7 protein-coding genes are annotated in these 12,969 nt (G+C 70.8%); 6 read left to right on the top strand and 1 reads right to left on the bottom strand.

Annotated elements, in window-relative coordinates:
• The first annotated feature begins 123 nt into the window (after positions 1 to 123).
• Positions 124 to 1,755, top strand: a complete 1,632-nt coding sequence (locus tag U9R90_RS07565) for an AMP-binding protein (RefSeq protein WP_411055616.1) — start codon at positions 124 to 126, stop codon at positions 1,753 to 1,755.
• A gap of 149 nt (positions 1,756 to 1,904) precedes the next feature.
• Here U9R90_RS07565 and U9R90_RS07560 read toward each other — a convergent pair whose 3' ends face one another.
• Positions 1,905 to 2,921: a diiron oxygenase gene (locus U9R90_RS07560; protein ID WP_411055615.1), complete on the bottom strand. Its 1,017-nt coding sequence runs from the start codon at positions 2,919 to 2,921 to the stop codon at positions 1,905 to 1,907.
• A gap of 215 nt (positions 2,922 to 3,136) precedes the next feature.
• On the opposite strand from U9R90_RS07560, the gene U9R90_RS07555 reads away from it, so the two are divergent.
• From U9R90_RS07555 to U9R90_RS07535, 5 genes are all read left to right on the top strand, one after another.
• Positions 3,137 to 3,955: a thioesterase II family protein gene (locus tag U9R90_RS07555; RefSeq protein WP_411055614.1), complete on the top strand. Its 819-nt coding sequence runs from the start codon at positions 3,137 to 3,139 to the stop codon at positions 3,953 to 3,955.
• Positions 3,952 to 4,884 (top strand): TauD/TfdA family dioxygenase, encoded by a 933-nt coding sequence (locus U9R90_RS07550; RefSeq protein ID WP_411055613.1) that lies wholly within the window; start codon positions 3,952 to 3,954, stop codon positions 4,882 to 4,884. Before U9R90_RS07555 ends, U9R90_RS07550 begins: the two co-directional genes overlap by 4 nt.
• 160 nt (positions 4,885 to 5,044) lie before the next feature.
• Positions 5,045 to 11,455: an amino acid adenylation domain-containing protein gene (locus tag U9R90_RS07545; protein WP_411055612.1), complete on the top strand. Its 6,411-nt coding sequence runs from the start codon at positions 5,045 to 5,047 to the stop codon at positions 11,453 to 11,455.
• 88 nt (positions 11,456 to 11,543) lie between these two features.
• The gene (locus tag U9R90_RS07540) at positions 11,544 to 11,756 is read left to right on the top strand and encodes an MbtH family protein (RefSeq protein ID WP_411055611.1); all 213 of its coding nucleotides are present in this window, start codon (positions 11,544 to 11,546) and stop codon (positions 11,754 to 11,756) included.
• A 33-nt stretch (positions 11,757 to 11,789) separates the two neighbouring features.
• Positions 11,790 to 12,911: a glycine amidinotransferase gene (locus tag U9R90_RS07535; RefSeq protein WP_411055610.1), complete on the top strand. Its 1,122-nt coding sequence runs from the start codon at positions 11,790 to 11,792 to the stop codon at positions 12,909 to 12,911.
• Positions 12,912 to 12,969: the final 58 nt, after the last annotated feature.

The following is a 12,969-nucleotide window of genomic DNA, read 5'->3' as shown; positions in this document are numbered from 1 at the left end:
GGCCGGGGCCTCAGGCCGATGCTGCTGAAGCGGCCGGGCACGCGGCCGCGCCCCCTGTTGCGCACCGGACGTGCCGCGTTGCGCACCGGACGTGCCGTGCACATCCTGGAGAGGACGAGGACGTTGGGAATCCCGGACCGGGGCCTGCTCGACTGGCTGGACGAGGCGTCCACCGAGCGTGGCCTGTACTACGCGAACCGCAACGACGGCTGGGACTTCTGGTCCTACCAGGCCCTGGGCGAACTGGTGTTGAAGACCGCCGCCGCACTGCGCGCCGACGGTGTCGGGCAGGGCGACGTGGTGGGTCTGGTACAGCGCTCCAGCCCGGGCTTCGTCGCGGGGTTCTTCGGCGCGCTGGCCGCCGGTGCCACGCCGTGCTCCATCGCCCCGCCGTTCGCCTTCCAGCGCGCCGACGACTACGAGAAGCACGCGGGCCGGCTGTTCGAGACCGCCGGGCCCCGGTTCACCATCTGCGACGACGACTCGCTGGAGCGCATCCGCAAGCTCTCCGCCGAACTGGGGCTCCGCGAGCCGGTGGTCTTCGACGAACTCATCGCGGACGTCGAGCCGTTGGAGCACCCGCTGGAGCTGCCGGAGATCGCGCTGCTGCAGTTCACCTCGGGGTCCAGCGGCTACTCGCGCGGGGTGCGGATCTCCACCGACGCCCTGCGGACCAACCTCACCGGCATGCGCCGCTGGGTGGACTGGAAGCCGGAGTACCCCGGGATCAGCTGGCTGCCGGTCCACCACGACATGGGTCTGGTCGGCTATCTGCTGAACGCCGTCGTCACCGGCTGCGACGGCTGGATGATGCAGCCGGACGATTTCATCCGCTCGCCGCTGCGGTATCTGCGCGGCATCAGCGAGCAGGGCGCCGCCATGTCGGCCATGCCCAACTTCGGCCTCGCGTACATCCTGCGCCGGGTCAAGCCGGCCGATCTGGAAGGGCTGCGCTTCGACTCGATGCGGACCCTGATCATCGGCGCGGAGCGGGTCGACCCGCGGGTACTCGAGGAGTTCCACGCGCTCCTGGGACCGTACGGCTTCGACCGCAACGCCCTGATGCCCGCGTACGGCGGAGCGGAGGCGACCCTCGCGGTGACCGGACTGCCCCTCGGCGAAGGCTGGTCGACCGAGGCCCCGGACGACGGTGACGCCGCGTCGCTCGCCGGAACAGCGGTGGTCGGCTGCGGCCGGCCGCTGGAGGGCCGGACGGTGACGATCGTGTCCGAGGACGGCGAGGAACTGCCGGAAGGCCAGGTCGGCGAGATCGTCGTCACCGGCGTCTCGATCGCGAGCGGATACGTCGGCGACCCCGACTCCGTCTCCGGTACCAGCCTCGGTGAACAGGGGCTCACCACCGGTGACGCGGGATTCCTGCGGGACGGGCAGCTGTTCGTGATCGGCCGGCTCGGCGACGGACTCAAGGTGAGCGGCAAGATGGTCTTCGCCGAGAGCCTGGAGACCCTGCTGCACCAACGCGGCATCCCCGACCGCCGCGTGGCGGTCCTGCTGGGTGTACGGGACGGCGCGCCGACCGGAGCGGTGGTCTTCGGGGGAGTCCAGCCCGGCTGGCGGCAGATCGCCCACGAGGTGCTGTCCGAGTGGCTCGGCGACGCGGCACTGGTGGCCGTCGAGGTGTCCCGGGGCGGTATCGAGGTCACCTCCAGCGGCAAGCCGCGGCGCCGGGTCATCTGGAAGGCCCTGTGCGCGGGAGAGTTCTCCGATGTGGTGCGGCCGCTGACAGCGGACTGACCGGACGGACACAGACCCACGGCTGCCCGGCGCGCGATCCGCGCCGGGCAGCCGTGGGTCTGTGTCCGTGTCTGTGTCCGTACAGCAACACATCGGCCCGGGAGCTCAGCGAGCCCCCGGGCCGATGTGCGGGTCAGTGGGGAAGCGGATCAGCGAATCAGCATGGTCTCCGGACGCACCAGATTCTCCGCGAGCAGCAGTTGCTTCACCTTGTCCGACAGCATGCCCAGCTGCCGCAGCACATGGATCACCTGCTGGAACAGCATCTGCCGATAGGTGGACATCATCGGGTTGGTACGGGCGAAGTGCAGCCCCTTGGCCACGTCGAGGTCCATCCGCTCCCAGACCTCGCGCAGCATGAACCGGCGGGACATCAGCTGGATCGCCTCCAGCAGGAACTCCTCGCGCTCCCGCAGCTCGGCCGAGGTGACCTCCTGGTACATGCCGGTGAGCGCGGTGACCCCGAAGGCGATGTGCCGGGCCTCGTCGTTCGCGACCATCTTGGTGATCTGGCGGATCACCGGGTCGCCGAAGCCGCTGCTCGCGAGCCGGAGCCCGGTGATCGCCAGGCCCTCCACGACCACCTGCATCCCGAGGTAGACGATGTCCCACCGGGACTCCGACAGCAGATCGTGCAGCAGCGTCTGGAGCCCGGGGTTGATCGGGTAGACGGTGCCCAGCTTCTCGTCGACATAGCGCGCGAACGCCTCGACGTGCCGCGCCTCGTCGGCGACCTGGGACGCGGCGTAGGTCTTGGCGTCCATGTCCGGCACGGTCTCGACCAGCCGGGCCGTGGTCACCAGCGCGCCCTGCTCACCGTGCAGGAACTGGCTGCACATCCAGGCCTGGTACTCCCAGCGGAACTGGGTGAGCAGTTCACGCGGTACCGGGCTGCCCTCGCCGACGACGAAGGACGCGAGCTTCGAGCCGTTCTCCTCCGACAACTCGGACCCGAACCGGACGTCGTGGTCCCAGTCGATGTCGGTGGTGGCGTTCCACTGCGAGACCTTGTTCTTCTCGTAGAGGCTCCACACGCGACTGTCGCGGTCTCCGTAATTCCAGTTGAGGCAGGCCTTGAAGACCGCGTCGACCTCCATCAGATCCGCCGTGACGGCATCCAGAGTGAAGAATGTCGCGTCGGACGCCATATCAGGAGCAGCGGTCATCGGATTGCGATTCCCCTCGGGCGTAGAAACTCGGGTTCACAGGCAGAACTCTCGCCACGATCGTCGCCGCACCCCGCACCACTCTCCAGGCAGCGGCAGGGCAACACGGCGGCAGAAGGGTTGCCGGTCGCTGTGCCTGGTCCGGTCGGCGCAGGGCCCCGATGATCGGCGCAGGCTATCGCCCCGGATGAACACCGGCCGACGAAAGGAGCGGAATGCGATCCCCTGCCGCCGCCGCACAGCTCTCCTCCCCCGAGTGCGCGCCGCCGCGCGGCGTGGACCGTCCGTGGATCGTCGGCCGGGTGACCGCGCCCAGCCCCCGCCTGCGGCTGCTCTGCCTGCCGCAGGCGGGTGGCAGCGCGAGCTCGTACGCCCCTTGGCGCCTCACCCCGCCGCCTGGCATCGAACTGGCGACGGTGGAACTGCCCGGCCGCGGGGTGCGCAGCGCGGAGTCTCTGCCGGACACCCTCGAAGAGCTCGCCGACGCCGTGATCGACGGCATCTCCGACGAGTTCGACATGCCCTACGCGCTCTTCGGGCACAGCTTCGGCGCGCTGCTCGGCTATGAGATCGCGGTCCGTATCGGCCGCCGTGGCCTGACCCCGCCCCGTGCGCTGCTCGCCTCCGCGGCCCGGGCTCCGCACACACCGGTACGGAAGCGGATCGCGGACCGGGACGATGAGGGGCTGCTCGACTGGCTGTACGGGTTCGGCGGCTTCCCTCCCGAACTGCGGAACTATCCGGCCTACTTGCGCTACGCACTGGGCGCCGTCCGCCGCGACCTCGCGCTCATCGAGCGGTACCAGGCCACTGCGCCGGTGCCGGTCGACTGCCCGCTGTACGCCTTCGGCGGCGGTGACGACCCACTGGTGAGCGAGGCGCAGCTGGAGCGCTGGCGCGACTGCGCGGCGGCCGGATTCAGGCTCCAGCTGCTGCCCGGCGGGCACGACTACCTCTTCACCGGTGCTACGGCCGCGCTGGACGCCGTAGCGGCGGCGCTTACGGACCCCATCCCAGGGAGTTGTGAAGGTTGAACGATCTGACTGGCATCACCGTGGTCGAAGCGGACGGCGCGGACCTGGAGTCCTTCGTACGCAAGCAGGCCAAGGCGATCGACGCGGGTGTCGCCGCGAACGGCGCCACGCTGATCAGCGGAGCCGCCGCCGAAGGCGTGGACGACTTCCAACGGGCCCTGGACGTCCTGGGGTTCGCACCCCTGGAGTACACCGAGCGCTCCACACCGCGCAGCGAGGTGAGCGACGGCGTCTTCACCTCCACCGAGTACCCGGCACGCGAGGTGATCCCACAGCACTGCGAGTCGTCGTACGCGGGCGCCTGGCCCGGACGGCTGGCGTTCTTCTGCGCCACACCGGCGGAAACCGGCGGCGCGACCCCGATCACCGACGTCACGAAGGTACTCGAGTCCATCCCCTCCGAGGTGATCGAGGCGGTGGAGCGGCGCGGCCTGCGCTATGTACGGAACTACGGCAGCGGAGTCGGCCTCGACTGGCGCGACGCCTTCCAGACCGACAGCCGCGAGGAGGTGGACCGGTTCTGCGCGGCAGGCGGCCTGGAGCGCGAGTGGCTGGAGGACGACTGCCTGCGTACGGTGCGCAGGGCTCCGGCGCTCGCGGTGCACCCCCGTACCGGACGGCGGCTCTGGTTCAACCACCTGGTGCTGTTCCACCAGTCCTCGCTGCCTGGCGGCCTGCGCGAGGACCTGACGGCCGTGTTCGGCGAGGACGGGCTGCCCAACGACGTCCTGTTCGGCGACGGAACACCGATCCCGGATGACCTGGTCGCCGCGGTCCGCTCGGCGTTCGAACGCCGCCAGCAGCGCTTCGACTGGCAGCGGCACGACCTTCTGGTCATCGACAACATGCGCTGGTCGCATGGCCGGGAAGCGTTCACCGGGGAGCGCCGGGTGCTGGTCTCCATGTCGGACCTGATCACCCGGTCCTGACCAGGCAAGGAAGCTGCCGGTCGGCTGCCTGGCCCGGGCGGCGGCCCCGCGAAACCATCGCCAGACAGGCTGAAAACGCCCACTGCCCGTTCCGCTGACTCGCCGCCCGCCTCTGTCCGCGCGGCCGACCGCTTCTGGGGAAGACTCCACAGTGAACGAAGTGACACCGTCGCCGATCGAGTCCGTGCTGCCGCTCACACCGCTGCAGGAGGGCATGCTCTTCCACGCGCTGTACGACTCCGAGGCCACGGATGTCTACAGCATCCAGGCCCCCTTCGAGCTGGTCGGCGACATCCAGGCCGATGCGCTGCGCGCGGCCTGCGCCGCCACGCTCGCCCGCCATGGTGTCCTGCGGGCCGGCTTCCGCCAGCGCGGGAACGGGCAGCCGGTGCAACTGATCCGGCGTACCGTGCAGACGCCGTGGACGGAGCTCGACCTGTCCGCGGACACCGAGTCCGTACGCCGGAAGCGGCTGCTGTCCTTCCTCGAAGAGGAGCGGCTGCGCCGCTTCGACATGACGGCGCCTCCGCTGATGCGGTTCGCCCTCGTCCGCCTGGCCGAAGGCCGGTACGCGTTCATCCTGACGTACCATCACATCCTCCTTGACGGCTGGTCCTTGCCGCTCGTACTGCGGGACCTGTTCACGCTGTACGGCCGTGCGGTCGACGGGGACGGTGACGGGGCGGGGCACGGCGAGCTCGCGCCCGTCACACCCTTCTCCGACTTCCTCCGCTGGCTCTCCCGACAGGACCGCCCCGCCGCGGAACAGGCCTGGCAAGACGCCCTGCAGGGCCTTCAGGGGCCGACGCTCGTCGCGCCCGGCGCGCAGGAGCCGGGCGCCGACGCGATGCCCGGGCTGACCCATGTGACGCTTCCCGAAGACGCGACCGAGGCACTGACGGCGACCGCACGGAAGCACGGCCTCACCCTCAACACCGTGGTGCAGGGGGTCTGGTCACTGGTGCTCTCGCTGCTGACCGGCCGGGAGGACGTGGTCTTCGGGCAGACGGTGCACGGCCGCCCACCCCAACTGCCGGGCGTCGACTCGGTGGTGGGCCTGCTCATGAACGCGATTCCGGTACGGGTGCGGCTCGACCCCGCGGAGTCACTGGCCGGCCTGTTCGCCCGCATCCAGGACGAGCAGCTGGCGCTCGACCCGCATCAGCACCTCGGGCTGGCCGAGGTGCGGCGCCTGTCGGGGCTCGACACGCTCTTCGACACCTCGACCGGTTTCGGCAACGCGCCCTTCGACTGGGCATCCGTGCGCGACAGCGTGCCAGGGCTGCGGATAGCTCCCCTCGCTGACGAAGCCGATGAGGCCGATGAGGCCGACGACGCTCATGGCACCGAGGGTGCGGGAGCGGAGGGCGCGGAGGCCGCAGGCCAGCAGGAGATCACCGGAGCCACCCACTACCCCCTGAGTGTCGTCGCCGTCCCCGGCCCCCGGCTGCTGCTCCAAGTCAGCTACCGCACCGACCTGTTCGACAGCGCACGCCTGGAACTGATCAGCTCCCGCCTGCGGTTGCTCCTCGACACGTTCACCCAGGCCCCCACGACGCCCGTCGCACATCTCTCCCTGCTGACCGGCGACGAGCGCGACCAGGTACTCCGGGCCTGGGGCCGCTGCCCCGACGCCCAGTCGCTCGAGGCCCAGTCACCCGCGGCCCACGAACGCCATCAGGCGACGCTCACCCAGCGGTTCGAATCGCAGGCACGCGAGACCCCGGACGCACCTGCCGTGGCCGACGCGCAGCGGAGGATGACGTACCGCCAACTTGAACAGGCCGCCAACCAGATGGCCCGGCTGCTGCTGAACCGGGGGGTGCGGCCCGGTGACTTCGTCGCCGTGGCGCTGCCACGCGGTACCGACCTGATCGTCGCCCTGCTGGGCGCACTGAAGGCCGGGGCCGGCTATCTGCCGGTCGACCTCGGCTACCCCGTGGAACGCGTCTCGTTCATGCTCGACGACGCCGCCCCGTCGGCCGTAGTCTGCGCCGACCCCGGCCACCCGGCACTCTCCGGGCATCCGTCGGTCGTCCCGCTCGGCGATCCAGCCGTACGGGCCGAGCTTGCGGCGCAGCCGGACCACGAGGTGGACGACGCCGAGCGCGGCCTGCCGGTACGGCTCGCCGACGCCGCCTACGTCATCTACACCTCCGGGTCGACCGGCCGCCCCAAGGGCGTCGTGGTGGAGCACCGTACGGTCGACAACTATCTCGCCTTCGCCCGCACGGCCTACCCCGGCCTCGCAGGCCATGCGCTGGTGCACTCGCCGCCGTCCTTCGACCTCACCGTCACCGGCATCTTCGGCCCGCTGACATCCGGCGGCCTGGTGCGCGTCGTCGACCTGGACGACTTCGACGCCCCGGCCGGTGCGGAGAGCCACCCGCCCACGTTCGTCAAGGCCACCCCCAGCCATCTGCCCGTGCTGGTCGCGTCCGCCGACTGGTACTCACCGACCGGCGAACTCGTCCTGGGCGGCGAGCAGTTGACCGGCGAGGCGCTGGCGGTGTGGCGCGCCCGTCACCCGGGCGTCACGGTCGTGAACGAGTACGGCCCCACCGAGGCGACCGTGGGCTGCATGGAGTACCGGCTCGAACCGGGGGAGCCCCTGCCGCGGGGTGCGGTACCGATCGGCCGACCCGCCCCCGACGCCCGGATCTACGTCCTGGACGGCTACCTGCGCCCGGTCCCGGCAGGCGTACCCGGCGAGCTGTACATCGGCGGCGAGGTACTCGCCCGCGGCTACGTCGGCAGGCCGGGGCTCTCGGCGGCCCGGTTCGTCGCCGACCCCTTCGGCGCGCCCGGTGCACGGATGTACCGCACCGGCGACATCGGCTGGTGGCAGCCCGACGGCATCCTGGTGTACGGCGGCCGGAACGACGACCAGGTCAAGGTCCGCGGCTTCCGGATCGAACTGGGCGAGGTCGAGACCGTGGTGGCGGCCGACCCCGCCGTGGCACAGGCCGCCGCGGTGGTACGCGAGGACCGGCGCGGGGAGCCGCGACTGGTGGCGTACGTCGTGACGGCCCCAGGCAAGGACGCCGAACTCGCCACGCTGGCGGAGCGGGTCGCATCGAGGCTGCCCGCGTACATGGTGCCGTCGGCGTTCGTGACGCTGCCCGCCCTTCCGCTGACACCCAACGGCAAGGTGGACCGGGCCGCGCTGCCCGAGCCGGAAGCGGCACAAGAGGCGGAGCGCGAGCAGCGGGCCCAGGACGCGCGGCAGACCCAGGACGCGCAGCAGACCCGGAATGCCGTGGACGACATAGCGGCGGTACTGGCCGGGCTGGTGGCGCAGGTGTTGAGGATGGACAGTGCCGGGGTCGGGGATGACTTCTTCGGGCTCGGTGGTGATTCGATCACGGCGATTCAGCTGGTGGCGCGGGCGCGTAAGGAGGGTCTGCGGATCACTCCGAAGCACGTCTTCACGCATCGTACGGCCGCCGCTCTCGCCGCCTTCCTCCAGCAGGACACCAAGCGGAAGTCCGAGCCCGAGCCTCAGCCTCAGCCTCAGCCGAAGGCGACCCCGACCCCGGCTCCGCCCCAGACCCCGACCCCGGCGGGCGCCGCTCGCGCCGGTGCCGAGGCGTCGGTCGTGGTCCCCGGCACGCCGATCATGCACTGGCTCGCGGAGCGCGGCGGCACGGTCGACGCGTTCCACCAGGCGACGCTGCTCCGGGTGCCGCCCGGACTCGGCACCGACCGGCTCACCGTCGCCGTGCGCGCTGTCGTGGAGCGGCACCAGTCGTTGCGCGGACGTCTGCGCGAGGGCCGGTCACTCGCCGTGGACCCGGTGGACCCGGGAAGCCTGCGGGACAGGGTGCGGCGGGTCGACATCTCCGGCCTCGATCCCGACGCCGTACGCCGCCGGATCGCCGCCAGTGCCAGGGAAGACGCCGACGCGCTCGCCCCCCAGGACGGCGCGATGCTGCGGGTCACCTGGTTCGACGCCGGAGCTGGCCACCAGGGGCGGCTGCTCGTCACCGTCCACCACCTGGCCGTCGACGCGGTCTCCTGGGACATCCTGCTGACCGACCTGTACACCGCCTGGGAGAGCGCGGCGGCGGGCGCCGCCCCGGCCCTTGAACCGGTACCCCTCCCGCTGCGGGACTGGAGCCGACGTCTGCACGCGGCGGCGAGCACACCGGCCGTGCGGGACGAACTCCCCTTCTGGCACCGGGTCCTGGGCGGGAGCAGCATCGCTCTCACCGACACCCGGCTCTCGCCGTCCCGGGACATCTACGCGACGGCCGGCGAACTCACCCTCACCCTCCCCGCCGAACTGACCGCGCCGTTGCTCACCACGGTGCCGACCGCCTTCGGCACCCACACCAATGAGGTCCTCCTCACCGGCCTGGCCCTCGCCGTGGCCGCCTGGCGGCGCGCCAAACCCGGCGACAGCACGGCCGTCCTGGTCGATGTGGAGGGGCACGGCCGCGAGCAGCTCTCCGATGACGTCGACCTGTCGGGTACGGTCGGCTGGCTCACCTCGCTGTATCCGGTGCGGATCGACGCCGGGGCCGGGGGCTGGGCCGCGGACGCCGATCCGGCGGACGCGCGCCTCGGCGAGGCGCTGCGCCGGGTCACGGCCCAGCTCCGGGAGATCCCCCAGCACGGCATCGGCTTCGGCCTGCTGCGCCATCTGAACCGGGACACGGCCGCCGAACTCTCGACGTACGAGGAACCGCAGATCGGCTTCAACTACCTCGGCAGGCAAGGCGGTTCGGGGGAGTCGGACTGGAGCGTCGCACCCGAGTCGGACACGCTGTCGCTCGGGCCCGACCCCCGGATGCCGATGCCGCACGCCGTCGAGCTGAACGCCGTGGTCCAGGACGGCCCGGACGGCCCGCGGCTGACCGCCCACTGGCTGTGGGCCCGTCTCGTCCTGCCCGAGGACGAGGTCGGCGAACTGGCTCAGCTCTGGTTCGAGGCCCTGCGCGCGCTCGTGGCGCACGCCGCGCGAGCACCGGAACCAGGCGGGTCCGGGGAGCACGGCGAGGGGGAGGTGGCCAGGCTCAGTTCCCGGATCGGCATGCCCGTCGCAGAGGTCCTGCGGATGACACCGCTGCAGGAGGGACTGCTCTTCCACGCCCGGTACGACAGCCGGGACCTCGACGTCTACAACGTGCAGCTCGCCCTTGAGGTGCAGGGCCACTTCGACGCCGAGCGGTTCCGCGACGCCTGCGACGCGCTGCTGCGGCGCCACCCCATGCTGCGCGCCGGCTTCCTCCAGCGGACCTCGGGGGAACCGGTCCAGGTCATTCCGGAGCGGACCCGGATGCCCTGGCACGCCCACGACTTGACGGGCCTCGACCCGCGGGAGCGGGCCACGCGGCTGGCGGCGCTGCTGGACGCCGACCGGCGCCGGCGCTTCGACCCGGCCCGGCCGCCGCTGATGCGCTGCACCCTGGTCACTCTGGCCGATGACCGCAAGATGCTGGTGCTGAGCATGCACCACCTCCTCGTGGACGGCTGGACCACATCGCTGCTGCTGCGCGACCTGCTCGCGCTGTTCGACTACGGCGCCGACGCGGGCGTGCTGCCGGCCCCCGGCCACTACCCCGACTACCTGCGGTGGCTGGCCGCGCAGGACCGTGACGAGGCGCGCACCGCCTGGCGCGACGCCCTGGCCGACCTGAAGGAACCCACGCTGCTCTGCGGCGACCAGGACACGGCACGGATACGTGCCCTCCCGGAGCGCATCACCGTAGACCTCTCCGAGGCGGATACCACCGCCCTGCTGGAAGTGCAGCGCCAGTGCGGTGTCACCCTCAACACCCTGGTCCGGGTGGCGTGGGCGCTGTGCCTCTACCGGCAGACCGGGCAGCGGGACGTCACCTTCGGCGCCACGGTCTCGGGCCGGGTGGCCGAACTGCCTGACGTCGAGCAGATGGTGGGACAGTTCATCAACACCGTGCCGGTACGGGTGCGCTTCGACCCCGTCCAATCGGTGGCCGGGCTGATCGAGGGGCTGCAGAACGAACACGCCGAACTCCTCCCGTACCACTACCTGGCCCTGACGGACATTCAGCGAGTGGCGGGCCTGGGCCCGCTGTTCGACAGCTGCGTCGTCTTCGAGAACTTCCCCAACGCCGAGAGCCTGCCCAGCGATCCGGATGACGACGGCCTGCGACTGGTCGGTATCACCGGCTGGGACGCCTACCACTATCCGCTGAAGCTGATGGCCGCACCCGGCCCGCGGCTGCACCTGGAGGTCAGCTACCGCCCCGACCTGCTCGACGCTGAGACCGGGCGGCAGGTGGCCGCGGACCTGCGGGAGCTGCTGGCCGCACTGCCCGGTGCCCTGGCCGATCCGACGGAACGCTTCCTCACCGAGGTACCGGCACCGACCGCCGGGCCCGCGCGGCGCCAGCTGTGCGAGCTGATCGCCGAGGTGCTGGGAGTCGAGCCCGTCGGGGCCGACGACGACGTGTTCGCCCTCGGCTGCGACTCGCTGACGGCGCTGCGCCTGGCCGGCCGGATCGAGGCGTCGCTGGGACGGACCGTAGACGTGGCGACCATCTTCCGCTGCCGTACGGCGCGGGCCATCGGAGACGCACTCGCCTGAGGATTCTGAGGTTCCTGAGGATCCCCCCCACCGCAACCCCACCACCGGCGGACAGCCGGCCCCGAGACAGGAAGCAGGAAGGAAGGCCATGACCAACCCCTTCGACAATGAGGACGGCACCTTCCACGTGCTCGTCAACGAGGAACGCCAGTACTGCCTGTGGCCCGAGTTCGCCCAGGTGCCGCCCGGCTGGGACGTCGCCCTGTCCGCGACCGACCGGCCCGGCTGCCTCGACTACATCGAGAAGAACTGGACCGACATGCGTCCCGCCAGCCTCGTCGACGCGGCTGACGCGGCATAACCCTCCCCCACGCACAGATAGGTGGCTGCACGCATGCAGAACGATTCCCTGGTCGTCAACTCATGGAACGAGTGGGACCCGCTGCAGGAGATGGTGGTCGGCTCCGCAGACAACGCCTGCTTCGAGCCGACCGAGCCGGGCAGCCGGCCCGCGATCCGCAACGCCCCCGACACGCCGTTCCCGACCGGCCCGAAGTCCAAGGAGGCCATCGACCTGGCCAACGAGGAACTCGCCAATCTCGCGGCCGTGCTGGAGTCCCAGGGCGTCACCGTGCGTCGCCCCGAGCCGCATGACTTCTCCGCCCCGGTCCGCACCCCCGACTTCGAGGTGGAGAACCAGTACTGCGCGGTCTGCCCGCGCGACGTGATGATCACGATGGGCAACGAGATCATCGAGGCCACCATGTCGCGCCGGGCCCGCTACTTCGAGTACCAGCCCTACCGCAAGCTGGTGTACGAGTACTGGAACGCCGACCCGCGCGTCCAGTGGACGACCGCGCCCAAGCCGTCGATGACCGACGGCATGTACCGCGAGGAGTTCTGGGACTGGCCGCTGGAGCAGCGGCACGAGCGGATGCACGACTTCGAGTTCTGCATCAACCAGGACGAAGTGATCTTCGACGCCGCCGACATGAGCCGACTGGGGCGCGACATCCTGGTCCAGGAGTCGATGACCACCAACCGGGCGGGCATCCAGTGGCTCAGGCGGCATCTGGAGCCGCGCGGCTTCCGCGTCCACACGGTGCACTTCCCGCTGGACTTCTTCCCCTCGCACATCGACTGCACCTTCGTGCCGCTGCGCCCGGGCCTGGTCCTCACCAATCCGGACCGGCCGCTGCGCGAAGGCGAGGAGAAGATGTTCCTCGCCAACGACTGGGAGCTGATCGACGTTCCCGAGCCCGTCCTCGGCAACGACGAGATGCCGCAGTACTGTCAGTCCTCCAAGTGGCTCTCGATGAACGTGCTCAGCATTTCGCCGACCAAGGTCATCTGCGAGGAGCAGGAGAAGCCACTCCAGGACCTGCTCACCAAGCTCGGCTTCGAGGTCTTCACCGTCCCGTTCCGCAATGTGTTCGAGTACGGCGGTTCCCTGCACTGCGCCACCTGGGACATACGCCGCGAGGGCACCAGGGAGGACTACTTCCCCAACCTCTAGCTCTGGTGGACACCCCCGACCGGCAGCCGCGGCCGACCTGACCGGCCGCGGCTGCCCC

Origin of the sequence: Streptomyces sp. E11-3, from assembly GCF_046540415.1 — a bacterium.
Classification (GTDB): domain Bacteria; phylum Actinomycetota; class Actinomycetes; order Streptomycetales; family Streptomycetaceae; genus Streptomyces.
This window is presented reverse-complemented; position numbering and strand designations above follow the sequence as displayed.